The organism is Psychrobacter glaciei (assembly GCF_014652895.1).
Taxonomy (GTDB): Bacteria; Pseudomonadota; Gammaproteobacteria; order Pseudomonadales; family Moraxellaceae; genus Psychrobacter; species Psychrobacter glaciei.
The window spans coordinates 551,699-575,960 of sequence record NZ_BMZR01000001.1; the positions used below are offsets into that span (position 1 = coordinate 551,699).

21 protein-coding genes are annotated in these 24,262 nt (G+C 44.2%); 10 read left to right on the forward strand and 11 right to left on the reverse strand.

The genetic code is table 11. The features are described 5' to 3' along the window. The first annotated feature begins 273 nt into the window (after window positions 1-273). Together IE130_RS02350 and IE130_RS02355 are read left to right on the forward strand one after the other, a co-directional pair. On the forward strand, window positions 274-1,524 hold the full coding sequence (locus tag IE130_RS02350; protein ID WP_189581149.1) for an NAD(P)/FAD-dependent oxidoreductase: 1,251 nt from the start codon (window positions 274-276) through the stop codon (window positions 1,522-1,524). A 56-nt stretch (window positions 1,525-1,580) separates the two neighbouring features. Next, window positions 1,581-1,919 carry a RidA family protein gene (locus IE130_RS02355; protein ID WP_040642715.1) on the forward strand — a complete coding sequence of 113 codons (339 nt, stop codon included), beginning with the start codon at window positions 1,581-1,583 and terminating at the stop codon, window positions 1,917-1,919. 343 nt (window positions 1,920-2,262) lie between these two features. On the opposite strand, the gene IE130_RS02360 is transcribed toward IE130_RS02355, so the two are convergent. The 8 genes from IE130_RS02360 to dnaQ form a co-directional block, all read right to left on the reverse strand. After that, the gene (locus tag IE130_RS02360) at window positions 2,263-2,634 is read right to left on the reverse strand and encodes a DUF3144 domain-containing protein (RefSeq protein ID WP_189581152.1); all 372 of its coding nucleotides are present in this window, start codon (window positions 2,632-2,634) and stop codon (window positions 2,263-2,265) included. A gap of 84 nt (window positions 2,635-2,718) precedes the next feature. Continuing rightward, entirely contained in the window at window positions 2,719-3,885 is a 1,167-nt protein-coding gene (gene metK / locus IE130_RS02365; protein WP_010196152.1) for a methionine adenosyltransferase, read from the reverse strand. A gap of 167 nt (window positions 3,886-4,052) precedes the next feature. Next, entirely contained in the window at window positions 4,053-4,649 is a 597-nt protein-coding gene (locus IE130_RS02370) for a DJ-1/PfpI family protein (protein ID WP_189581155.1), read from the reverse strand. A gap of 75 nt (window positions 4,650-4,724) precedes the next feature. Continuing rightward, entirely contained in the window at window positions 4,725-5,369 is a 645-nt protein-coding gene (nth, locus tag IE130_RS02375) for an endonuclease III (RefSeq protein ID WP_502945371.1), read from the reverse strand. A gap of 134 nt (window positions 5,370-5,503) precedes the next feature. Then, entirely contained in the window at window positions 5,504-6,337 is an 834-nt protein-coding gene (locus tag IE130_RS02380; RefSeq protein WP_189581161.1) for an RnfABCDGE type electron transport complex subunit B, read from the reverse strand. 99 nt (window positions 6,338-6,436) lie between these two features. After that, complete coding sequence (gene nudC, locus IE130_RS02385) at window positions 6,437-7,408, reverse strand: NAD(+) diphosphatase (protein WP_189581164.1); 972 nt, start codon at window positions 7,406-7,408, stop codon at window positions 6,437-6,439. 106 nt (window positions 7,409-7,514) lie between these two features. After that, a complete protein-coding gene (locus tag IE130_RS02390; RefSeq protein WP_189581167.1) occupies window positions 7,515-9,197 on the reverse strand; it encodes a hypothetical protein in 1,683 nt (560 codons plus the stop codon). Between the two features lie 148 nt (window positions 9,198-9,345). Further along, the gene (dnaQ, locus tag IE130_RS02395; protein ID WP_189581170.1) at window positions 9,346-10,962 is read right to left on the reverse strand and encodes a DNA polymerase III subunit epsilon; all 1,617 of its coding nucleotides are present in this window, start codon (window positions 10,960-10,962) and stop codon (window positions 9,346-9,348) included. 394 nt (window positions 10,963-11,356) lie between these two features. On the opposite strand from dnaQ, the gene IE130_RS02400 reads away from it, so the two are divergent. Then, window positions 11,357-11,911: a hypothetical protein gene (locus IE130_RS02400; protein ID WP_227676106.1), complete on the forward strand. Its 555-nt coding sequence runs from the start codon at window positions 11,357-11,359 to the stop codon at window positions 11,909-11,911. Window positions 11,912-12,009: 98 nt separating this feature from the next. Next, window positions 12,010-12,315, forward strand: coding sequence for a hypothetical protein (locus tag IE130_RS02405; RefSeq protein WP_010196130.1), 306 nt, complete (start codon window positions 12,010-12,012; stop codon window positions 12,313-12,315). A gap of 326 nt (window positions 12,316-12,641) precedes the next feature. On the opposite strand, the gene IE130_RS02410 is transcribed toward IE130_RS02405, so the two are convergent. Continuing rightward, window positions 12,642-13,118 (reverse strand): YkvA family protein, encoded by a 477-nt coding sequence (locus IE130_RS02410; RefSeq protein WP_189581173.1) that lies wholly within the window; start codon window positions 13,116-13,118, stop codon window positions 12,642-12,644. A 273-nt stretch (window positions 13,119-13,391) separates the two neighbouring features. On the opposite strand from IE130_RS02410, the gene IE130_RS02415 reads away from it, so the two are divergent. Beyond that, window positions 13,392-14,633 carry an LD-carboxypeptidase gene (locus IE130_RS02415; protein ID WP_189581176.1) on the forward strand — a complete coding sequence of 414 codons (1,242 nt, stop codon included), beginning with the start codon at window positions 13,392-13,394 and terminating at the stop codon, window positions 14,631-14,633. A 221-nt stretch (window positions 14,634-14,854) separates the two neighbouring features. On the opposite strand, the gene IE130_RS02420 is transcribed toward IE130_RS02415, so the two are convergent. Further along, on the reverse strand, window positions 14,855-15,913 hold the full coding sequence (locus IE130_RS02420) for a GlxA family transcriptional regulator (RefSeq protein WP_189581179.1): 1,059 nt from the start codon (window positions 15,911-15,913) through the stop codon (window positions 14,855-14,857). Between the two features lie 199 nt (window positions 15,914-16,112). On the opposite strand from IE130_RS02420, the gene IE130_RS02425 reads away from it, so the two are divergent. The 4 genes from IE130_RS02425 (at window position 16,113) to IE130_RS02440 (ending at window position 20,872) form a co-directional block, all read left to right on the forward strand. Next, window positions 16,113-17,918, forward strand: a complete 1,806-nt coding sequence (locus tag IE130_RS02425; protein WP_189581182.1) for an acyl-CoA dehydrogenase — start codon at window positions 16,113-16,115, stop codon at window positions 17,916-17,918. Between the two features lie 221 nt (window positions 17,919-18,139). Next, the gene (locus IE130_RS02430) at window positions 18,140-19,147 is read left to right on the forward strand and encodes an NADP-dependent oxidoreductase (RefSeq protein ID WP_189581185.1); all 1,008 of its coding nucleotides are present in this window, start codon (window positions 18,140-18,142) and stop codon (window positions 19,145-19,147) included. Window positions 19,148-19,150: 3 nt separating this feature from the next. Further along, window positions 19,151-19,945, forward strand: a complete 795-nt coding sequence (locus tag IE130_RS02435) for an SDR family NAD(P)-dependent oxidoreductase (protein WP_189581188.1) — start codon at window positions 19,151-19,153, stop codon at window positions 19,943-19,945. A 165-nt stretch (window positions 19,946-20,110) separates the two neighbouring features. Further along, window positions 20,111-20,872: an SDR family oxidoreductase gene (locus IE130_RS02440; protein ID WP_133105365.1), complete on the forward strand. Its 762-nt coding sequence runs from the start codon at window positions 20,111-20,113 to the stop codon at window positions 20,870-20,872. A gap of 132 nt (window positions 20,873-21,004) precedes the next feature. Here the strand turns inward: IE130_RS02440 and IE130_RS02445 are convergent, their stop codons facing one another. After that, window positions 21,005-22,264 (reverse strand): alkane 1-monooxygenase, encoded by a 1,260-nt coding sequence (locus IE130_RS02445; protein ID WP_189581191.1) that lies wholly within the window; start codon window positions 22,262-22,264, stop codon window positions 21,005-21,007. 670 nt (window positions 22,265-22,934) lie between these two features. Here IE130_RS02445 and IE130_RS02450 point away from each other — a divergent pair. Beyond that, the gene (locus IE130_RS02450; RefSeq protein ID WP_189581194.1) at window positions 22,935-24,056 is read left to right on the forward strand and encodes an AraC family transcriptional regulator; all 1,122 of its coding nucleotides are present in this window, start codon (window positions 22,935-22,937) and stop codon (window positions 24,054-24,056) included. The last annotated feature ends 206 nt before the right edge of the window (window positions 24,057-24,262 follow it).

Below are 24,262 nucleotides of genomic sequence, written 5' to 3' on the forward strand. Positions count from 1 at the left end.
CGTAACTTTCTAAGCAACTTGCTACTCATGACTTTAAAGATGCCTTAATTCATTAGATATATTTTCGTATAACCCGTCAATGACCACTTAATTGCCACGTTATTCCATTTAAAAATACCTATCTAGCGAATATATAACTAAAAGTATTAGATAACAAAAAAGTCCGTCAGATAAGGGTTTAAAATTTGTCCTAATGCGTTACTATTACCACCTAATTCTGTTAGACCCTTATATTTGATACTCTGTATTAACACCCTAAAAAAAGGATAGGTTATGCGCTATGAAGTGATCGTTATCGGTGCAGGCATGGTTGGCACCTCAGTTGCGTGGCATCTACAAAAAAATAGTTCACAAGTATTGATGCTAGACAAGAAACTGCCGGGTTCAGAGACCTCTTATGGTAATGCTGGATTGATTCAGCGTGAAGCCATTCATACCCATCCTTTTCCTCGTCAGTTGACTGAGATGATCAGAGTATTACCGAACCAAGGCACTGACATTCGCTATCGCATACCAGCGATTCTGCGTTACCATCAAGCGCTATTACAGTACTGGAAATACTCTGTACCTGCGACTGTCAAACAAATCGAATCAGAGTGGCAGACGCTGATCGCGCATTGTACTAGTGAGCATCAGACAATGATTTCAGCATCTGGTGCTGACGAGCTCATCACGCGTGATGGCTGGTTACAGTTGCATCGTTCTGAAGAGACGTTTAAAGAAGCACAAGCGTCAGCCATTGATGCTCGCAACCAAGGTGTTGAACATAACGTCCTAAACCTTAAAGAACTAAAAGCAATGGAACCTAGTGCCAATTTTGAAGGTTTCGTTGGAGCGATTCATTGGAAGAACTCTTGGCAAGTATCGAACCCAAGCTCGCTAGTCAAAGCGTATGCGAAAAACTTCCAAGAGATGGGCGGCACTATCAAAGAAAGCGATGTCAAAGAAATCGTACAAGACGGCGAAGGTTGGAAAGTTATCACTGATAACGATACGTACTATAGTGATAAATTGGTCATCGCCGCGGGTCCTTGGTCGAACGACTTGATTAAACCACTTGGTTATAATCTGCCATTATTCCCAATGCGTGGCTATCATCAGCATTTCAAAGTGACGGAAAAAAACACCATCAATCACAGTATGTTTGATATGGACAAAGGCTTTGTGATGGGGCCGATGCAGCAAGGTATCCGTATCACGACGGGCGCTGAGATGACGACGATGGATGCGCCAAAGAATTTTGGACAATTAAAAACCGTATTGAAGCTGGCTCGTAAAATCTTACCATTAGAAGACGCGGTAGAATCTGAAGCGTGGGCAGGATCACGTCCTTGTATGCCAGATATGAAGCCAGTTATTGGTCCTGCGGATAAGCATGACAAATTATGGTTTGCGTTTGGTCATAGTCATCAGGGCTTCACTTTAGGGCCTATGACAGGGCGTCTCGTTGAAGAGATGATTCATGACAAGCCGTTATTGGTAGATGTTGCGCCATTTAGCGCCCAGCGTTTTTCGAAAAAATAGTGCATTTGATAGATTTAGCACAGACTTAAATCAATAATTTGAAGGTATATAAAATGATCAAAAAACTACACAGCACTCAACGCATGAGCAGAATTGTCGTCCACAACCAGACCGTATATTTATGTGGTCAAGTGGGCAACGCAGAAGACGATATCAAAGCACAAACTTTGACGTGTTTAGAAAAAATCCAAACGCTGCTAGAAGAAGTCGGTAGTGATAAATCAAAACTACTATCAGTGACGGTTTGGATCAAAGACATGGCGGATTTTGCAGCAATGAATGAAGTCTATGATAAATGGTTTGAAGGCATTCAGCCTCCAGCCCGTGCTTGTGGCGAGTCAGCACTAGCACGTCCTGAGCTATTAGTTGAGATGATCGCTATCGCTGCTGAGTAGTAGACTGAACGTAGTATTTATATTAAATAAAAAGGACATGATAGCGATATCATGTCCTTTTTTATGCTGTGCTCAATATGTAGTCAGTGAAAAGTAATATCAGCAGTATCGTAGTGTTTTTGGGGTATTTTTACTATATAAAAGAGTGACAGCATTAGCCTCGCTTGAAGTATTACATCTACACTCGGTCGCCTTGTATTTCTTTTAAATTGGATGGACTGCATGCTTAACTATCCAGGCTTAATAAAAAACCCAAGCCTACAATTAGGCTTGGGTTTAATGTTTAATGATCTTTAAGCCTGCCTTAAAGCATAATTGCTATGCTTTAAGTGTTTAAAAAGACTTATTTAGCGACTTTATCATCTTGATTTAGCTGAACGTATTTATCAAAGTTTTGTGCATAATCGGTTAAGTTGTCGCTTAGCATTTGGCGATATTGTTTGACATAGAACTCGACAATATCGTCTTTTTCTTTGGCAAAGTCGTCACCTTTTACAAAGCCAATAGACGCAACTGACGCGCTATAACGTGCGGCAGCATACAACAAAGACGCGCCTACTTGACCTGAATGAGCATCAGAACCCAACTGACTGTTGGCGATACCGATGATGGCATCTGCACGTTGATAAAACGCCTGCATTTCAGGGGTGATTTCAACGCTAGCATCAACATTGCTGTCTTGAATGTTGTTATCTTGAATATTGTCTTGAGACATAAGCGACTCCTAATAAGTATCGGTAATTTTAGATTTATAAAGACGGTCTGTTTATAAGAGACTAAGGGACATAACGTGGTATTTTTACAAGCCTGCGTCTGCTTTTAAGATTTCAGCTTTGTCCGTTTTTTCCCACGTAAAGGCAGTTTCAGAGCCGGGACGACCGAAATGCCCAAACGTCGCAGTCTGCTGATACATAGGTTGCAATAAGTTCAGCATACGGGTAATGCCATAAGGGCGCAGATCAAAATGGGTACGAATCAGGCGAATGATCTCGTCATGGCTGATGTTGCTGGTACCAAAGGTGTTGACCGAGATAGATGTCGGTTCAGCGACCCCAATGGCATAGCTCACTTGCACTTCACAGCGATCAGCCAGCCCAGCAGCGACGATGTTTTTGGCAACATAACGCACAGCATAAGCAGCGCTGCGATCTACTTTTGAAGGGTCTTTGCCACTAAAGGCACCGCCGCCATGACGTGCCATGCCACCATAAGTATCAACGATGATTTTACGACCTGTCAATCCAGCATCACCAACCGGCCCACCAATGACAAATTTGCCCGTGGGATTGATGTGGTAGCGTGTGCCAGCATGCAGTAGGTCTGCTGGCAATACTTGCTTAATGATAGATTCCATAATCGCTTCTTGCAAATCTGCTTGCGAGATACTGGGATCATGCTGGGTCGATAGAACGACAGCATCGATAGCAACGGGACGAGTGCCATCATATTTTAAGGTAACTTGCGCCTTGGCATCGGGACGCAACCATGGCAGATCACCAGCGCGGCGTAGCTCAGACTGACGCTCCATCAAGCGATGAGCATATTCAATAGCGGCCGGCATCAATACTTCAGTCTCGTTGCTGGCGTAGCCAAACATCAAGCCTTGATCGCCTGCACCTTGCTCTTCAGGATCGCTACGATCGACACCTTGGGCAATTTCTGGAGATTGCTTACCCAGCATGTTAATAACCGCACACGTCTCGCCATCAAAACCCAAGTCAGAATGGTGATAACCGATACCGTTGACAGTATCACGCACGATACGTTCGACGTCGATATTTGCCGTTGTGGTCACTTCACCAGCCAATATCACGGCACCGGTTTTAACCAAGGTTTCGCAGGCAACGCGGGCATGGAGATCTTCACGTAAGATGGCATCAAGAATAGCGTCTGAGATTTGGTCAGCCATTTTATCAGGATGGCCTTCGCTCACAGATTCTGAGGTAAATAAGTTGTATTCGCGCATAGTTGGATCGCTTAATGGCAAGGACTGTAATCTATAAACTCAGTCAGGATTAAATGTTAACGGAAAAATAAGGCAAAATTGAATCAAAAAATTATGACATTTTACCGTGAATCGAGTTAAAACTCTAGCGATGGATAGTATTATGAAGTAACTGGGCATGGATTGGATTAACCATGGTAAAAGTCATCAATATCGCTATTTTCTTGCCAGCGATATTCAGTATAGTTAGCGATCTGATGAGCCGTCTCTATGTCATGTCTGTCAGCGATAAAGCCAAGCGCCATATCCATACCAGCACTAACCCCTGAAGAAGTATAAAACTTGCCGTCTACGACCCAGCGCGCTTGCTCTACCCAATCAACTTTATCAGACTGCGTTATTACCCATTGCCATGAGAGCTTATTAGACGTTGCACGCTTGCCATCCAAAACACCAGCTTTAGCCAATAATGCGCTACCCGTACAAACGCTAAGCGCCCAATCAGCGTGTTCAACCAGTGTGGTAAGCACCTGCAAAAACGGTCTATGATTGATCTGCTGGCGAGTACCCATTCCGCCAACCATCAATACAATATCAGTCTGATACGCCAATTCTGTGACAGCAATCGTTTGCATCGCAACGCCATGTTTACTGTGAATGATACCACCACTTAGCGAGGCAAATTGCAGACGATAATGCTCAGGCAAGCAGCCAAACATCTCGATAGGTCCAAATAGATCCAAGGTCTCAAAATCGTCAAATAGTAGGGCGGTCAGCGTATGCATTGGGCTTCCTCAATTCTAAATAAAGAGTGGTTGTAATCCTGAAAACTATAATTCTAAAAGCTACAGTCCTTAAAACTACAGTTCCAAAAACTTGGCTTTGTCCTTAAACATACATTCGTCATAGACAGGGCAAGCACCGCATTTGGGTGTGCGAGCCTGACAAGTATAGCGGCCATGCAAAATCAGATAATGATGCGCATCTACGATAAAGTCGTCTGGGATACGTTCGACCAGCTTGTTTTCAACGATTAATACGTTTTTGCCCGTGGCAAGGCCGGTCCGATTGCCCACGCGAAAGATATGCGTATCGACTGCCATAGTTGGCTGCCCAAAAGCGGTATTTAAGACCACATTGGCAGTTTTGCGTCCAACGCCAGCGAGCGATTCTAAGTCTTTACGATTATCAGGAACGGTACTATCAAACTTCTCAATCAAATCTTGGCAGGTTTTGATGACGTTTTTAGCTTTTGCATTATATAAGCCAATATTTTTTATATAGGACTTTAAACCCTCTTCACCCAATGCCAAGATTGCCTCAGGGGTATTCGCCACTGGATATAATTTCTGGGTGGCAATATTGACACTCACATCCGTCGCTTGTGCAGATAAGATGACTGCAATCAGTAGCTCAAAATTACTTTTATAATGTAATTCCGTCACTGGCTCATCAATCATCGCTGCCAACTTTTCAAAGAATGGACGGACGTCACGATTGGGCATGCGCCGCGATGGTGGGGTATCGGCAGTTTTGTGTTTGACGGTTTTACTCATGGTATTTTACCATTAATTAGTCTAGGGTCTGTTGAACATTTCTAACGTGAATCCACTATATAATGCACGTATTTATGAAATAGTCATAGCTGCGCAAGTTCGGCTTGCAATGCGTCAAGATCCGTTTGTTTGCTCTCATTTGGACGAGCACTTAATTGTTTTTCTAGCTTTTTGATTTTACTGCGTAGCTTGGCTGCTGCAATGGTGTTTTTTGCTTGTGCTTCACTTATATTTAACGATTGACTGGCGGCATTATTCAGCTTTGCCTCGACCATGCTGACCACAGGTCTACTATTGCTACTATCAGCAAGCTGCTCGGTGACGCGTCTAAGATGAGTATGATAGCGCTGCCTTAAGTCTTCTTGTTCTGCCTCGCGCTCAGAGATAGACAGCTCACGCTCAATCGTGACCAAATCAATGCAATCAACTGGGCAAGGTGCGATACAAAGCTCACAGCCCGTGCACAAGTCCGTAAAGATAGTGTGCATGTGCTTGCCAGTACCAACGATAGCATCGACGGGGCAGGCGGGTATACATTTAGTACAACCGATACAGTCATCTTCACGGATGACGGCGCGTACCTCGGTCGGCCGCGTCGATGTGGCGTCTATCGGCCACTGAGATGGCGCGGCTTTGAGGGTTGTTTCATCGCTGTCAAGAGTCACGATTTGCGCAATAGCATCAGTAACCGGTTGACCACCCGGCACACATTTATTGTACGGCTCGTTATCTACTACGATAGCGGTAGCATAAGGCAGGCAACCGTCTGGATGTTCACACAGACCGCACTGCGTCTGCGGCAGACAGGCGTCAATAAGGGCAATTTTTGCTTGCATATCAGCAGGTAATGTTTCGATATTCAAGGTATCGAACAGTATGGGCAGATTGATTAGACGAATATTACTACTGCTTTGCATTTAATTAAAAACCTTAACATCGGTCATCAAGACTGGAGTTATTAACATGGATAGAGACATTAAAGTGAGGCGCTTGTATTATAGTAGATATTCAATCTACTATAGTGCGATGCCTTGTTCATGAGCAATCTGGGCGATCAGCTCGTAGGCAATGCTGCCCTTAAACGGTATTTTGGGCAAATTAGAGAGATCAAAAAAATCGGCGTGTGACAGCTCCTCTTCTTGTATTACAATATCGCCAGCCGCATAAGAAGCGCGAAAACCAAGCATTAAATTAGAAGGAAATGGCCATGGCTGACTGCTGACATAGCGAATATCTGATAGGCTGATGTTGACCTCTTCTGCTACTTCTCGCACAACCGCATGCTCTAAACTTTCACCCACTTCTACAAAACCTGCAATCAAGCCGTACATTAGGGGGCGCTTTTGTTCTCCATAGCGGTGATGATGGGCGAGCAAAATTTGCATCTCTCCCGTCTGCGGATTGGGTCGAGTGATAGCCGTAATAACACAAGGCTGGACACGGGGATATTGGCGTAATCGGCATACTGGACAGACCATGGCGCGCTCATCTGCTGTGGCATGAACGACTGGGGATGCGCAGCGACTACAAAACTGCGTATCTGTCTGCCAGCGTAACAGCTGTATGGCTTGGCTAATCTGAGCTGATAAGGCGGCAGGTAACTGCGTGATAAGCTGTCGATACGGCACAAAAGCGTTCCCGCTGCCCTCTGCAATCATAGGCAATGCGATATCATGCGCTACTGCATAATCATAGGTAATGGCATTGGCTGCTTGCGCAGTGAAAGTGGCAGCGTCCTCGGTAGTTCCAGAACCAGACTCAGTCGCAACCAAACTCTCTGTACCATCATTGATACTATTATTAGCCTCAGACTGCCAGTGACTTGGTGCTAGGCTTTCGAGTAGCGCTACGTTGCCTATCTGATAGGTAGGTTGTGGCTCTTTGCCACTGTTATTGAACGGTGGTAGTTGGATGTACAATGGCCACCAGCCGTTGATCGTTTGGTGGCAGAGTACAGTATCATCACTAAATACAAAAGCGCGAGTCATAAGCAGGTTTCCAAACGGTCTAAATCAAGTACGTAGCAAATAAGGTACGAACTTGTTTAAAGTAAAAGTTTTAAATCACTCGTCAGCACAGATGCCGCTAAAATCATTAAGCGGCTAGTAATTGGCTTAAGCTTCGTTGACCAACATTAAGCGCTTGTTTACTCACTGGACGGTTGTGCTCAAAACCATCTAAATGATGATCAACAGCCATAATCACGTCAGCGATATAAGCTAAGGTGCTGTCGTCGATGCGATTGCCACTTTCGATACGTTGTTGTATATAGTTGGCCAATTGACTCAGCATACTGGCCGGTGTTAGCAGTTGTAAAAAGCGTACCGCGCCGGCTACTTGACGTAGCATCTCAGGTATGTTTTGAATGTTGAGCATATCGCGCTCAGGCTCAGATAAGTAATCGTTAATCGCTTGCTCGGCACTAGCAATGGCAGTACGGCTTTCTTGTATTAAAGTATCATAAGCTGTATTGAGCTGATGTAACGAGATATGGGGGTTATTGAGTGGCAAGTAGATCGCCCCTGGGGTATGCATCTCGGCCATGGCGATAGTAGCGTTTTCAGCATGCATCAATGCCAAGAGTAGATAATCAAAATCTTCAGGTGAGGGTATGCGCCACTTGCTTACTGCGTCTGCTGCTGCACTCAGGCTGGTCGCCGCATTTGACAGTCCCAACAAGCGTAATGCTGAGCCCAGTACCGTCAACTGCTCGATAATTTGTGCTGTCTGCATATCAGCAGGATTGAGTGAATCACCACGCGCGTAGCTATCGACATCTTCTTTAATCGTATTGATTTGCGTCTGAATGATAGCATTCAACGTATCTGTCAGCGCACGATTAGGACCGAATAAAAAGCGCTTCATTTGCTCGCGCTGTGGGCCTTCTAATTGATTGGCCGCATATTGTTCACGCAGCAGTTTTGCTGCTTCGTTATCGCGCTGACAGGCAAAACTGACCAAATCAGCAAAACGCGTGTCCATGATGGGTAGATAGCTTTGGAACTGCTGCTCTAGATAAATGAGCGTATGCTTTTGGCTGAGGTTAAGTGGCAAAATAGTCGCGAGATCAGTGACCGCAGCAGTAGCGGCTTGCCAGAATAGACTGTTGCTATGAGCGGCTATCAACGCACACGCAGCACTCATGGCATCTAGATTTTGTTGAGCATCTTGGCTCACTACGCCATCTTGATTGAGCAGTGCAATCCCAAGACCACTACGATAGGCATAGGTCAGCAGCTCACTGTCGAGATTAAGCTCTTGTAGCGGCTGAAAGTTCTTTTCAGGGTTGGCAATAATGACACTACTACTACCAAATGTCGCAAAATAGTCTGCTTCGATAGGCGCGAGCTGTCCATGAGCATTAAGCTTATTGATGATAGGTAATAGCAAAGTTGGCTCTACTGACTCAGTCAATAGCACAAATTCCACATAACGATCCAGAGTCATGATGGCTTCTGACAGATCCATAATCAACGCAGTATCGTTATTATCACCACTGTTATAAAGGCGCTGTAGACCATTGACGATGGCGGTATTTAACACTTCTGCACCAACCAAAGAAATCAACTCAAAAATACAAGACAGCTGCTTTAGCACAGTGATAGAGTCTAATAATAAAGGAGATTGACTATTGTCATCGTTAAATTCGCTCAGATGAATCTCAGTGTCTTTAAGGGTGACGATAATTTCATCATGCAACAGATGTAGCGATGGCAGATTAAAGTCAGTAACACTAAGCGTTGGGGCAGTTAATTTCATTTGTGCAGACTGGTTCATAGTTATTTTTCCATAACGTACTGATGAAAATAGCGATCATTTAGACGATGATTTAACAGGCGTTTATGAGTAACCGATAACGCTCATGATGATAATCAAAACTATACAGTATCCAAATGTCAGTATAAAAGGTTATTTTAATCACATGCTATATGTTGGCTTTTAATTCAGAATATTCTTCGGCTAACTCGCTATACCAACTCTGATTGGCTGTCTCATCAGTGGGTGATGCTAGTAATAAAGAGGCCAAGTTGGCAAAGTGAGCATGGGCTGTCTGTCCACCGTCTGCTAGAGAGTCTTCTTCGATAGCGAGGGTGACCTGTCCACCAGTCATCGCCAGATAGACTTCGGCTAAAATCTCGGAGTCCAATAATGCCCCATGGAATGAACGGTCTTGTTTACCAACATCTAAGCGGCGCACGAGGGCATCTAGGGTGTTTTTTTGCCCCGGATATTGTTGTTTGGCCATGACTAGCGAGTCAGTGACTTTTACCCGTTGTGCAAAGTCATTCATCCCAACTTTACCAAACTCCATATTTAAGAAGTTCATATCAAAGGTGGCATTATGAGCGATGATTTCGGCACCATCCATAAAGTCGTAAAGCGACTGAGCGACTTGATCAAAGGTGGGTTTGTCGGTTAAAAACGCTTCAGAGATACCATGAATGCGAATCACTTCTTCATCCATACCGCGCTGAGGATTGATATAAACGTGTAGCTTTTCGCCAGTGAATTTGCGCCCGATCATCTCGACAATACCGACTTCAATGACACGATCGCCTTTTTGCGGATCCAGCCCCGTGGTCTCGGTATCCATAATCAGCTGACGATCAGATTGGTGACGGTTTATTGGCTTGGGTAGCAATGGCTTAAAGTATGGATTGGCACGGCTGGTGTCACCGTCAAATTTTGGCTCATCAGTCGGCGTATCTGGATTGTCATTATTCATTATGGTGTCAGTCGTCATCGTCTGGGCTTCTGGCATGTCTGTGGTACTCATTGGTTTGCTAGCATTGTCATGGCTTTGTTCGTCTAATAGAGGGTTGTCGAATGGTTCGTCATTGAGAACTTCTTCGTCAAGCACTTCTTCATCAAGCACTTCTTCGTCAAGCTCGTCATCAATATCAAGACCTAACGGATCATATTTTAGCCAGTCATCATTACTAGAGGCGCTTTGATTAGAGATGCTTTGCGATTTATTAGGCATTATTTGCTCTTTTTTTTTAGCCATTTCTTGCGCATCTCTTGTCGATAAACCTTCACTGCTGGACGTCACGCCTAAGTTTGCCAGCTCGTCCGCTTTTTCATTGCCTGCATGTCCAGCGTGACCCTTCACCCAATGCCAGTCAACGTCGCGCTGTTGGCATAACGCGTCTAATTGTTGCCAAAGGTCTTGGTTAGCAACGGGTTTTTTACTGGCTGTTTTCCAGCCTCGTTTTTTCCAGCCTTCAATCCATTCAGTAATGCCTTTTTTGACATAGCTAGAGTCTGTCCAAATCTCGAGATTGTGCTCATGTGGACTATGGGTCAATGCTTGTATCGCACCCATTAACTCCATGCGATTATTGGTGGTTTCTTTCGTGCCGCCATATAAATCCTGCGTGTGCCCATCACTAAATATCAAGTGTGCGCCCCAACCACCAGCACCCGGGTTGCCCTTGCAGGCGCCGTCAGTGTAGGCCACCGTGGTATTTGTTTTGGCGGCCAACGGATCAATCGCGTGGTCTTTATGGCTATGTGGCGTAGAAGAGCGATTGTCTGACATAAAAAATGTATGACCTAATAAGTGATTAACGTAGGATAGAATTAAGCGGTTTTTCGAGCGCCATCAAAACAGTGGTGGCGCATCATTCAAATGCGTTTGAGTATAACAAATCTATCGTTGATATGGGCAATCGTAATGCACAAAATCGCAAAACCACATATCATAATAGTAAGCCTTTCGTTTTCTGTTAAAATAGGCAGAATTGCTGTAAGGAAACGAGCCTCTGACGGCATGAGTATCAGCCTACTAACATCCTAAAGTAGCGTGGATAGTTACTTAAAGGGCAGTTTCAATGGCTGCTTTTTCCTCATAATTTACGAACGGTACTGATTAACGACAGCTTTCTTCCTATCTTCCTAAAAGTTTTAATGCACGAATGCAGGATAACCCTATTATGTCCTTACGCTCAAACGTTTTTTATAAAAGATTAACGCTGTTGATGGTCAGTGTCACTGCGAGTAGCGCGTTACTGTTGAGCGCTTGCAATGATACTAGCACCCAAGCCGATACCGACGTAGTTGAAGCGGCAGCAGATCTGTCTGTCTTTGAAGGCTGCTATACGGTCAGTCATGATGAGCCTGCGCAAATAAAAGTCAGTCAGCAGGGTGGCACATGGATGATGCAAATGAAAGAGCCGGCAAGTAGCGGGCGCGTCTGGGATGACGCCGAGCCGTTAGAAGTGCTCGAAAGTAGCGAGATACCCACGTTTTTCTCTATAGATCCTGATAATGTTGATGCTGTCATTGGCCGTCCCGATAGAGTGCTGGTACTGGCTCATGTGAAGCCTGTCTATGCCAATATCGATCCGCTACTGGACAGTGAGTATTTGTCGTATATTTATCGCGGTGCCAATACTATCTATCGCGTAGAGTGTGATGACGTTAATACTGATATTTTAGCCAATCCGCATGCCAATATTATTATTGATAATGTCGGTACAGGCAGCTAAGCACAGGTCATCGATTATAGACAACCTTTTGTCATAAGTAGTCTTTTCTTACAAGCAGTCTTTTCTCATAAGTAGTCAAGTCATTAGAGTCAGGTAATATGAATTTTTTTAGTTATGTGGTGTTGGGTGGTTTTTCTTATGCGGCTGGTTGGGCGATAAGAACCTATGTATTAAACAAAAAACCTGAACCTGAGCAGCCTTACAATCTTAAGCATCCAGCTATCTTGGCGTATTTGGGCGGGTTCTTTATTGTTATGCTGATTGTCTCATGGCTCATCGGTCGCTACGTGCTTGGACATACCGCTATCGATTTCCCGTTCATCATTATAAACAGCCTCGTTGCGACTTTTGTATATTCATTCGGTCTTAATCCCGAAAAAGCTCGTTATGATGTGCCGGATTGATAAAATTTTGAAAAGGTAAAATAGATAAAGATGTCGTTAATCTAGGGCGTGTCCTCATTTTAAAAATGGTGATAAAAAATGAGATAAATTGCAGTCAAACGAGGAAAATAGCGCAAATAATATCGGGATATTGATCAGCTATTTGACGATGTTTGGCAAAATTTAACCATTTTTAGCCCATTTAGATACAATCGCTTGAATTGAGAACGCGCCCTAATACGAAGAAACGGTCAATGAATAGCTCATTGACCGTTTCTTTATTATTAATGTTAATTTAAAGAAGCACTCTGGATATGTAGTTAATATCGATTATCAGAAAGCTATCACTACTTTTTAGATTCTTTATTTGTGGCTTTTTTTTCGGTGCCCTTAGTCTTATCTTCTAGCTTTTTATCGGTCGGCTTTGAGGCAGCATCTTTGTTAGACTCTTCATCTTTAGAGGCTGTTTGTTGATCTTTCCAAGTTTTGTACTTGCGCAAGTCTTTTTCCATGAGCTTGAGACAAAATTTCAGTACCAACGCATCATCGATTTGACCGATAAAGGGAATAAAATCCGGAATAATATCAATAGGATTTAGCACATAGAGCAGACCGACCACTCCCGCAGAAATAGTTTTGTAGGGAATGTTGCGATAGTTGCCTTGATAATAATCTTTAACTAAACTCATCAGCAGTAGCAAATCCTTGGTATAACGCTCAAGGCCGCGACCGTTTTCGAGCTGGTCATTTATTTTATCTTCTTTACCCAAGATGAGCTTGATGCTGTCTATCAGACTTTTATCATCTTTCTCTTTGTCAGCCATACTTATATTCCTTATTTTTTGTTAAAGACTATTGAACGCCCTTTACTATAACAAGAGTCGTCACTTCATCCAAATAAGGCTGTGAGTGATTCTGTAGCGTTTTGTTGACTATAGAAAGGATAGATTGAGCTTAGCTAAACCATCCTAAAACGCGATATTGTCCAAACCTGCGTTATAATCCAGTTTTATGAGATGTTATAAAAACAAATATTTAACGTGTGCTAAAGACGTCTGTTCAACAGACCTTAACTGCATGGCATAAAAGGTAGAGTAATGACCAAGAAATTTTCTGAGCTGAATCGTCGCCAGTTTTTACGTCAAGTCGGAATCAGCGCAGGGGCAGGGCTGTTAGCGACCCAAAGCATCACTCAAGCGCTGGCGGCTAATACGACTGAGCAAAATAGCAGTACGCAACTGACCAAAGATGATCTGCCAACGGCGTTGATGGATGAGAGCCTGCCATCAGGACAAGCACAACAAGCAGCGCCCGAAACGTTGCAGGCGCAAACGAGTTGTATCACGCCGAATATTGAGACGCGGCTTTTTGCCAGTTCCAACGTCGGTGGTAGTGACGAGCGTAATGAATTGGCGTTAGATCGCATGGCTTGTGCGGGCTTTAAAGTCGACAATCCTACGATTACCAAACGGCAGTATTTGCGCTTTGCAGGTACGGATTCGCAGCGCGCGAGTGATTTGCAAAACATCGCTACGGGTGCGATCGCAGCACCTAAACTGCTACTTGGTGTACGTGGTGGCTATGGTGCCGTGCGTTTATTGCCGATGGTGGATTGGTCGACGCTTGGTCGTATTATGAAGGAGCGTGGCACGATACTGGCGGGCTTTAGCGATGTGACCGCGATTCAGTGTGCGCTACTGGCAAAAGGAGGCATGAGCTCGCTTGCGGCACCGATGCTTTATAGTGAGTTTGGCAAAACCAAACCCGACCAAGTCAGCTGTCGACAATTTGTGGAAGCATTAACCAATCCAAATCTGACTATCAATATACCAGATGCGTCTTTAACCAGTCCAAATTTACCGAGTATTCTGTCAAGTTCTGAGCCAAAAACGATAACGGGCACTATTTGGGGTGGCAATTTGAGTGTCGTATCGGCGCTGGCAGGCAGTGAGTATGTACCACGGATTGCTGGCGGTATCGTATTTTTAGAAGATGTCGGCGAGCAAGCCTATCGTATTGAGCGCATGCTGTATGATTTGTATTTGGCAGGCGTATTTAAAGATCAGCAAGCCATCGTGTTTGGCGCGTTATCGGGTAGCGGTGAGGACAGTTATGACAAGCGTTATGATGTCGCCACCGTAATTCGTCAATTGCATAAGCTGACAGGATTGCCGATTTATAGCGGCATGCGCTTTGGTCATATTGGTCAGAAACACAGCTTTCCACTTGGCGTGATGTGTCAGATTAGCGCCAATACAGTCGGTGGCTATCAGTTAGTATTTAGCGATTATCCCACTATTAAGTCGGACGCCATTCATGTCGAAGGCTTGTGGCAATAAAATTTAGGTCTATAGTCGAATCTAAATAAATCAGATACGTAACTATCAAGTCGCTCAATGAAAAGTTGTTTTTCTTACGTGCTGTGCCTACGCCGACAGATGCTGCGAAAAACAACTTTTCGTCTCGCTGTATCGTTTTTATATCGAATTAATTATATAAAATTGTTGCTGTAATAAATTTGTTGCAGCAACGTATTACTTCTAAAAAATCTACTATAAAGTTAAATCGCTAAGCGTGAAAATTTATCCTGATATTCTTTCGGGGTCAGTTCAGTAGCGCGTTTAAAAAGCCTAGTGAATGAGGAAATATCATCGTAACCAACTTGCTCCGATAACGATTTTATCGTCACATCGCCCAATTCCAGTAAGCGCTTTGCCTGCTCAATTCTCACCGCTTGAATATACTCAATCGGACGCATCGCCACGCAAGATTGAAAGCGTCTGTTTAAGGTGCGCGGCGTGATACTTACCATGGCTGCCAAATTGCTCACCTGCATAGATTGCTTGAAGTTTTCCTCGATAAACTCTTGTACTTGCTTAACCAGCTGATCTGAATGTGGTTTATGCAATGTCACATTGGTATAGCTGTTTTGATTGCCTCTTTTACTATCAATAATCTGGGTTTTTGCCACTTGGGTAGAAATCTCACGCCCGCAATAACGCTCGATTAATAATAATCCCAAGTCATAAAAGGCGCTACCACCTGCCGCACAAAATATGTTGCCTGATTGGTGTGCTGAATCACTTTTTGGCTGGCTGTTTGATTGATTCTTTGATTGATTCTTTGATTGAGTGACAAATTGATTCTCTTGCAAATCAACCAGTGGAAAATCTGCCTTAAACTTACTGGCATAGCCCCAATGAGTGGTCGCTACTTTGCCATCGAGCAAGCCTGCTTTTGCCAAAAAGAAAGCCCCGCTACAATTACTAGCGATATCCGCCTTGGTATTCGCCAGTCGCTTGATGTGTGGAATTAACTCACTATTTTGGCTCAATACTTTATCAATTGAATCGCCAATGGTTGGAATTAATAGTAAGTCGCACTCTGTGACTTCCTGAATATCGCAATGCGCGCGCATGATTAAACGGTTGCTGCATCTGATATCCGCGCCACCTAAGCTTGCAATCTGCACGTCAAACCTTGGTTCTACTGCCTCATCCAAAAACCGTTGCCAGCTGACGCCAGTAAACGAAAATAAATCTAGCGCCCCAGCGAGCACACTGCCAAGCACGCCATCGAAGCCAACGATAATCACTTTAAACGGTTTGAAGTAGGGCAAAATTTAGCCTCCTTTAAGTATATGCAAATTTATGGCTAATATTCACCAGCTGCACGATACGTAATTTGAAACTCACTCACTATAGGTTAGAGAGGATGTCTTATTTGACCATAATTATGTCATAAATGACAATACGGCAAGGCGTTAAATTAGATTAATATCAATGAATCACCAAATTTAATGAGTTAACGAGAATACTATGGCAGCAGATACGCTTATCAATGACTTTGAGTTACCGTTCCAACTATATGATGTATTGGGCACTGAGGATTTAACCGAGCATCCGAAGTTTTCAGAACACAGCCGCGAAACCTTCGATGCGGTACTCGACACCGCCAATAAAATCGCGACCAATTTATTCTTGCCCCATAACCATGTGGCAGATAAAAACGAGCCACAATTCGATGGCAAAAAAGTCAGCATGATAAGTGACGTAAAAGTCGCCTTTGATGCGTTTCGTGAGTCGGGCTTTATAGCGGGTCGTTATAGCTTTGACGATGGTGGCATGCAATTACCCGAAACGGTTATGACAGCAGTGGCAGGCTATTTTATGGCGGCCAACCCATCAACGACGGCTTATCCGTTTTTGACCACAGCCGCGATTAATGTCATTTCACATTTCGCCAGTGATGAGATTAAAAATGCCTTTATGCCGCGTATGCTAACGGGTGAATTTACCGGCACGATGGCATTAACTGAGCCACATGCTGGCTCATCGCTTGCCGATATCAAAACTACCGCCGTTAAACAAGACGACGGCAGCTATCGCGTAAAAGGCAGCAAGATTTATATCTCAGCAGGCGATCACGAATTGTCTGACAATATTGTGCATTTGGTATTAGCTAAAGTGCCGGGCGGTCCTGGTGGCGTCAAAGGTATTTCTTTATTTGCCGTGCCGAAGTATCGTCTGAATGATGATTCATCAGTAGGCGAGCGTAATGACGTGCATTTAACGGGTCTTATTCATAAGCTGGGCTATCGAGGCGCGACTTCTACAGCATTAAGCTTTGGCGATGCAGGCGAGTGCTATGGCTATCTTATCGGCGAAGAGCATTTCGGCTTGCGCTACATGTTTAAGATGATGAATGAAGCGCGCATCGCGGTGGGCTTTGGTGCCGCGATGATCGGCTATCGTGGTTATCAATACTCGCTCGATTATGCCAAAGATAGAACGCAGGGCAGAATTGCACCGAATAACAAGCCTGAAGATGCAGCAACAGCGATTATCCAGCATGGCGATGTGAAGCGTATGTTGCTTGCGCAAAAAGCCTATAGCGAGGGCGGCATATCACTGTGTTTATACGGCTCAAACCTGATTGACCGTATCAATACCTGTGAAGATGCAACACTAAAAGCTGAGCTATCAGAGTTATTGGACTTGCTCACGCCAGTGTTAAAAGCATGGCCATCTGAATATGGTCCCAAAGCCAATGATTTAGGCATTCAAGTATTGGGCGGTGCAGGCTATACGCGCGAGTATCAAGCCGAGCAGTTTTGGCGTGACAATCGTCTCAATCCCATTCATGAAGGCACAAATGGCGTGCAAGCGTTAGATTTGTCATTCCGTAAGTTATGGCAAAACAAGGGTCTTGGTATTCAAATTCTCAAACGTGAAATTACCCAAGACTTAGAAAGCATTACCACGCCCGAGACTGATAAACTTGCCGGTAAATTGATGCCTTATATGGGTCATCTGCATGAAGTATTGGTGCATTTAAGTAAAATCCTGCAAACGGAAAAAGCCATCACGTTGACTGGTAATGCACAAGCATTGATGAATATTTTTGCCTCTATCGTGGTCAGCTGGATTTGGATTCGCCAAGCTAGCAAAGCGGAACAGTTGTTAAGTGATACAACCGACGTTGAAAAGCAGAATTTCTATCATGGCAAATTACAAGCAGCAAAATACTTTATCGATTGGGAATTGCCGTTAATCAATCGCGATATCGAGCTGTTAAATAACGACAATGCGGTATGTACCAATATGCAAGCAGAATGGTTTTAAGTGATTGTTTGGAATGTTTTCAACATAAGAACATGCCTGAACAATACGACTAATGTGATGCTGGGATGAATTTTTAGAAGCCTCTGGAGTGCAAAGCGCACAGCAAGCGAGAAAAATTTATCCCAGAAGAACGCTTTTTAATATATTTGGCTTATTTTGAATAAACTCTTTTTAAGCAAACGATACCAATGGCTTTTTATAAAAATTTAAAGGAATAAATAATGACAACAATGAATAAGCAGTGGCGCTTAAAAGAAAGACCTGTTGGCGCACCGAGTGCGGAGACTTGGGATTATACTGAGTCAGAACTACCGACTATCACAGACGGTCAGTTACTGATAAAAATTGAATATATCTCGATGGATCCAGCGATGCGTGGCTGGTTAAACGACGCCAAATCTTATATCGAACCAGTACAAATTGGTGATGTCATGCGCGCGGGTACCGTGGGCGAAGTCATTGAAAGTAAGCATGAGAAGTTTGCCGTCGGCGATTATGTCTGTGGTCATAATGGCGTGCAGTCGTATGCGGTCAGTGATGGTACTGGGTTATACAAAGTCGACCCAAACCTTGCACCCTTACCTTATTACTTAGGCGTGCTCGGTATGCCAGGTATGACCGGTTACTTTGGCTTATTAAAAACTGGTCAACCAAAAGCTGGCGAGACGGTGGTCGTCTCTGGTGCTGCGGGTGCGGTTGGTGGTTTGGTTGGACAGATTGCAAAACTAAAAGGCTGCCGTGTCGTTGGTATCGCAGGCGGTGCTGAGAAATGTAAATTCTTAGTCGATGAGCTAGGTTTTGATGCTGCAGTAGATTATAAAAATGAGGATGTCAAAAAAGGCTTAAAGCAAGCCTGTCCAAACGGTGTCGATGTCTTCTTTGACAACGTAGGCGGCGATATCTTAAATGACGTCCTTACCCAAATTAATCTGCGCGCGCGTATCGTGATTTGCGGTGCGATTAGCCAATATAACAACACCACAGCGGTAAAAGGGCCGTCAAACTATCTATCCCTATTGGTCAATCGTGCCCGTATGGAAGGCATCGTGGTCTTTGATAATATTAAAGAGTATCCAATCGCGATGAAAGAGATTGCTGGCTGGATTCAGTCAGGTGATATGAAAGTAAAAGATCATATCGTTGAAGGTATCGAGACTTTCCCAGATACCCTGATGATGCTTTTTAAAGGTGAAAATTTCGGCAAACTGGTACTTAAGGTAGAGGGATAAATCATGACACTGAATACAAATGGAATTGCATCAGACGTAGCCAGTAACGTTTCTGGTAAACGAATTTTAATCACGGGCGGTGCGTCTGGCATCGGCGCGGCAAGTGCGTTATTGTTAGCCAGTCGCGGCGCAAAAGTCGTTATCGGTGATATGGCAGAAGAGATGGGCACTGCCGTTGCCAAGCAAGGTCAAGATGCGGGCAATAGTATCGTCTTTAAAAAAGTTGATGTGACGAGTGGCGACGAAGTACGTGCATTATTTACCTTTGCCATGGAAACGTTGGGTGGTCTTGATGTCGTGGTAAATAATGCGGGCATCGACCATCAGCCTGCACCGATGCATGAGCTAAGTGATGATGATTTTGACCGTAATATTGCCGTTAATCTAAAAGGCGTCTGGCATTGCATGCGTGCTGCTGTTACTTGTATGGCAGCCAATGGCGGCGGTCACGTGATTAATGTCGCCTCTATCGCAGGGCTGCGTTCTGCACCATTGCTGTCAGCGTATAGCGCTGCCAAACATGGCGTGATGGGACTGACGAAGTCTGCTGCTCATGAATATGCGCGCGTCAATATTCGCTTTAACGCCGTCTGTCCAAGCTTTATTGATACCCCTATGGTGCAAAATACCATGGCGAAGATGGGCGAGCGCGCGCAAAAAGCAACAATTAATGCCAGCCCGCTACGCCGTTTAGGGACAGTTGATGAAGTATCCGGCGCGATTGCATGGCTCGCGAGCGATGAAAGCAGCTTTATGAATGGTCATGCGTTTACCCTTGATGGTGGCATGCTGGCTTAATAGTCAAATAACTGCTAAATCATTACGGTGTTAGCCTCGCTCGATGTACTATTCGTACTATCTACGCTCGGCTGCCTTGTAATGAGCTTGCAGTTTTTCGACTATAATTTATTAAGTATCTACGATAAAAGACTGAATAGCTAATTCAAAACATAAGGAATAATAATGAAAGATTTATTTGATTTAACGGGCAAGATTGCTTTGGTCACAGGTGCTAGTCGCGGTATTGGCGAATCTATCGCCCGTCTATTGGCATCAAGAGGCGCGCACGTCATTGTCTCTAGCCGCAAGATTGATGCTTGCCAAGCAGTCGCCGATAGCATTGTCGCTGATGGTCACAAAGCCAGTGCCTTTGCGTGCCATGTCGGAAATATGGATCAGATTGATGCGATTTTTGAGCACATTAAAAGCGAGTTTGGTCAAATCGATATCTTGGTCAATAATGCTGCTGCCAACCCTTACTACGGGCATATCTTAGATACGGACTTAGCCGCTTTTGATAAGACTGTCGAAGTCAATATTCGTGGTTATTTCTTTATGTCGACGGCGGCAGGTAAGATGATGCGCGAGCAGGGCGGTGGGGTGATTTTAAATACCGCCTCAGTCAATGGCTTGGTCGCGGGTGATAAGCAAGGCATCTACTCAATCACTAAAGCGGCTGTGATTAGCATGACCAAATCTTTTGCCAAAGAATGCGGCCCATTGAACATTCGCGTCAATGCGTTGTTGCCTGGTCTGACCGATACTAAGTTTGCCTCAGCATTGACCACCAATGATAAAGTCTTAAAAATGGCGCTCCATGCGATTCCATTAGGACGCGTGGCTAATCCTGACGAGATGGCTGGCACGGTATTGTACCTAGTCTCTGACGCCTCAAGTTATACCACGGGCGCAACGATAGTCGTTGATGGCGGCATGTTGGCTTAATCCGTTTATCACTATCGCTATATTTTTATAATAAAAAACACGTTACTCAATAACGTGTTTTTTTATGTCTCAACGTTCATTACTTTTAGTTCACTACTTTTAGCTCATTGCTTTCAGCTCATTACTTTAAATTTATCTACTCGCACGTTTTGATGTGAGGCGATTTAATCGCTGTAAGCCTTTTTCAATGATATTCGTCGTCCGCTGCATTAATGGACTCAATGGTTTGGGATGGATATTAATTTTACTCATATCATTATCATAATGTGCTCTGACACGCTTATTCATAATAGCAAACCACAGTGGCGGGATATAGGCGGGCATAATCATTGTGGCATAACCTATCGGCAGTTGCGGGGCTTCCTCAAAATGTCTAAGCAATTGATAGGCGCGGCTTGGATGCGCGTGGTGATCAGAGTGGCGCTGTAATTGATACAAAAACAAATTGGTCACGGTGTGATTGCTGTTCCAGCTGTGCTCCGGTTGCGTGCGCTCAAATTGCCCGTTGTCGTCTTGCTCTCTGAGCAGACCGTAGTGCTCTAGATAATTCACCACTTCTAACAGACTAAAGCCATATACTGCCTGCAAACCAATAAAGGGTAGGATTTTTTTGCCAAAAGCAGCATACAGAGAGGCATAAAGCGTCGCCGACATCGCCCAACCTTGCAACAGCTCGTTGTCTTTGTTCCAAAAGCCTTTATGTCGACGGGCGAGCCGCTCGGTTTCAATGTTTATGGCGGAACGTAGACCACCAAACACTGTGCGTGGCAAAAAATGCCAAAAGCTTTCGTTGTACTTGCTACTGGCTGGGTCTTTTGGGGTCGCCACCCAGCGGTGATGACCAAAATTATGCTCTATGGCGAAATGTCCGTAGGCCGCTGGCGCAAGGCTGATACGCGCCAAAGTACGGTTTAGGTGGTCAGACTTATGGCCAAGTTCATGCGCGGTATTAATCGCAATACCACTGCCGACTCCTGCCGTCAATGCCACTCCTAAACGATTATACCAAGGCAACTCTCGCTGACCATACTGATAGGCCAGCAGACCAAAAGCCATATATTGTAGCGGTATAAAAGCATGAGCAATCCACTTATAATAGGGGTCTTGGGCAAGCGCGTGCATAGCGCTATCAGGTGGGTTGCTATCATCACGACCGACCAACACATCCGCCAACGGGATGATACCGTGGATCAAGATAGTGCCTCCCCAAGCCAGCGCTGTATTTTTGAGATCAAAGCCCTGTTGATCTCGTAATCCTAACGCGAACAAGCAGCCTAATAGAGGCAGTGATGGACTACACAGCCAAAACCGACTTTTTGGGTCGCGCCATGGTGAGTTATCCATTGCATCTTGAATGATGGCATGTTCTTTAGCGCCTAATGTCTTAGTCATTATACGGTCCTTGTATAGTCAGTCCTCTGTAAATCAGATATGGTGTCAGACTTACCTAGTCTATTATTTATCGTGATTTTACGCGGTGCTTGATAGCCACATTCCTTGATAGCCACCTTTAACGATTTCGTTTATGTATTATCAATCAAGATTCTGATCATTTATTATGATCTCTGATAGCATTTAAAACGGCGTTGATTGACAAAAAAATCTCACTTTGCGTCCAAAAATGCAAATATATTCAGATTTAATTGTCGGACTTCGTTATGTTGGGGGCTTATACATAGCGTATAAATAGATATAGTCAGGGTAATATAAAAGGGATCCAGCGTGACTGGTAAAATTTTTCTTGCTTGCTGTGCCTACGCATACAGAGGCTACAAAAAATTTATATCAGTCACGCATTATAATGTCGTGTACCCATTTTATTTAGTATCTACTATAGTAATTAACGTTGATAACGCTTTTCAAAGCGAGTAGTTTGGGCGTGTCATCAATTAGCACATTGATACATTTAGTGGTCTTAAAATGGCTAAATTTTGCCAAACATCGTCAGAAATCTTGTCAATATGTTCATATTTACGGCAATTCCTTCCTTGTTTGGCTTCAATTTTTCTCATTTTAAGCCTCACAATCTAAATGATGACACACCCTAGTATTGGTCTAAAATATGGATATTTTAAGTCGACTGTTTGATGAGATGCATTTACAAAAAGTGCAATATATCACTGTCAAAGCGCGCGGCTCTTGGCAACTGGTACAGAGTAGACAGGATTATTTGACCTTTATCGTGGTTATCAGTGGCGAGGTGCATCTGTGCTATGGCAATGATAATAATGACAGGCAAGTGATCACAGCCAACAATATGATGATGTTGACCACACAAGGCAGCTATGCGTGTCAATCAGCGCCAACGGTGTCTAATCTTACGGCTAAAACAATCATGCCTGCACACACTGAAGGTCAGATTGGCTTAGAGATTGACAATACAAATAGCGGTCAAACTAATCATGCTCAAAGTAACCATGTGCAAGATAATGAGGCACAATTCATTGTGGTACGCAGTCAGTTTGATGCTGATATGGCCAGACCTTTATTATCCGCTTTGCCTGCCAGTTTACCGCCAGTGACCCAAAAGCACTCGGCCTATAATGATGTGGTGCATATTGGCTTGCAGTTTTTCTTATTAGAAGTGGGCTTGCAGCGCCCCGGCAAGACCACGATGCTTGAGCGCTTGGCTGGCATGTTGATGATTGAATGTATACGCGAGTATGTCGAACAGCTAGAAATGGCATCAGGGTCTAAAGACAGCATAAACCACACTACGGATAATACCCTAGACAGGACGCCATCGTGGATTAACCATCCGTGGCAAAGAGACAATGATGCTGACCACAGCGGTGAAAATAATGCCACTAGTAATGGAGATGAAAACGGTAATTGGCTGGCTGCCCTAAAAGATCCTTATCTATCAAATACCCTCTATCTGATGCATCGCTACCCAGAAGATGCTTGGACGCTACAGGGTTTAGCGAAAGCATCAGGGCTGTCGCGCTCAGGACTCAATGAGCGCTTTAAACAGTCAGTTGGCATCACGCCGCTGGCATATCTGAGTCATTATCGCTTGCGACTGGCAGCAAGGTTTTTGCGGCAAGAGCAATATTCAATTAGCAAGATTAGCGAGCTGGTAGGCTACGCGTCGGATCACTCGTTTAGTGGTGCATTCAAGCGGCGTTATGGGCAGTCACCGAGTCATTACCGCAAAGCCCATAGCAAAAAATCAAAGCCATAGCATAAATTCTCACCCCAAATAGACTGATAACTACGGGCGATCAATCGTGAGGATAACTATAGGGTCTGTTGAACATTCAAATATTAGGACTGCTGATCGCTAAAATCGCATCAAACTAGGCGTAAACTGATGATAATGTCGAGACCTTAGCTAGGTTTACAACAACGTTTGGGGTGATTTTAGCATCAGCCTTTCAGGGCAGGGCT

Coding starts and splice junctions, on each gene's coding strand:
- IE130_RS02350 (WP_189581149.1), top strand. CDS start 274: ATGCGCTATGAAGTGATCGTTATCGGTGCAGGCATGGTTGGCACCTCA.
- IE130_RS02360 (WP_189581152.1), bottom strand. CDS start 2,634: ATGTCTCAAGACAATATTCAAGATAACAACATTCAAGACAGCAATGTT.
- metK (WP_010196152.1), bottom strand. CDS start 3,885: ATGCGCGAATACAACTTATTTACCTCAGAATCTGTGAGCGAAGGCCAT.
- IE130_RS02370 (WP_189581155.1), bottom strand. CDS start 4,649: ATGCATACGCTGACCGCCCTACTATTTGACGATTTTGAGACCTTGGAT.
- nth (WP_502945371.1), bottom strand. CDS start 5,369: ATGCCCAATCGTGACGTCCGTCCATTCTTTGAAAAGTTGGCAGCGATG.
- IE130_RS02380 (WP_189581161.1), bottom strand. CDS start 6,337: ATGCAAAGCAGTAGTAATATTCGTCTAATCAATCTGCCCATACTGTTC.
- nudC (WP_189581164.1), bottom strand. CDS start 7,408: ATGACTCGCGCTTTTGTATTTAGTGATGATACTGTACTCTGCCACCAA.
- IE130_RS02390 (WP_189581167.1), bottom strand. CDS start 9,197: ATGAACCAGTCTGCACAAATGAAATTAACTGCCCCAACGCTTAGTGTT.
- dnaQ (WP_189581170.1), bottom strand. CDS start 10,962: ATGTCAGACAATCGCTCTTCTACGCCACATAGCCATAAAGACCACGCG.
- IE130_RS02400 (WP_227676106.1), top strand. CDS start 11,357: ATGTCCTTACGCTCAAACGTTTTTTATAAAAGATTAACGCTGTTGATG.
- IE130_RS02405 (WP_010196130.1), top strand. CDS start 12,010: ATGAATTTTTTTAGTTATGTGGTGTTGGGTGGTTTTTCTTATGCGGCT.
- IE130_RS02410 (WP_189581173.1), bottom strand. CDS start 13,118: ATGGCTGACAAAGAGAAAGATGATAAAAGTCTGATAGACAGCATCAAG.
- IE130_RS02415 (WP_189581176.1), top strand. CDS start 13,392: ATGACCAAGAAATTTTCTGAGCTGAATCGTCGCCAGTTTTTACGTCAA.
- IE130_RS02425 (WP_189581182.1), top strand. CDS start 16,113: ATGGCAGCAGATACGCTTATCAATGACTTTGAGTTACCGTTCCAACTA.
- IE130_RS02430 (WP_189581185.1), top strand. CDS start 18,140: ATGACAACAATGAATAAGCAGTGGCGCTTAAAAGAAAGACCTGTTGGC.
- IE130_RS02435 (WP_189581188.1), top strand. CDS start 19,151: ATGACACTGAATACAAATGGAATTGCATCAGACGTAGCCAGTAACGTT.
- IE130_RS02440 (WP_133105365.1), top strand. CDS start 20,111: ATGAAAGATTTATTTGATTTAACGGGCAAGATTGCTTTGGTCACAGGT.
- IE130_RS02445 (WP_189581191.1), bottom strand. CDS start 22,264: ATGACTAAGACATTAGGCGCTAAAGAACATGCCATCATTCAAGATGCA.
- IE130_RS02450 (WP_189581194.1), top strand. CDS start 22,935: ATGGATATTTTAAGTCGACTGTTTGATGAGATGCATTTACAAAAAGTG.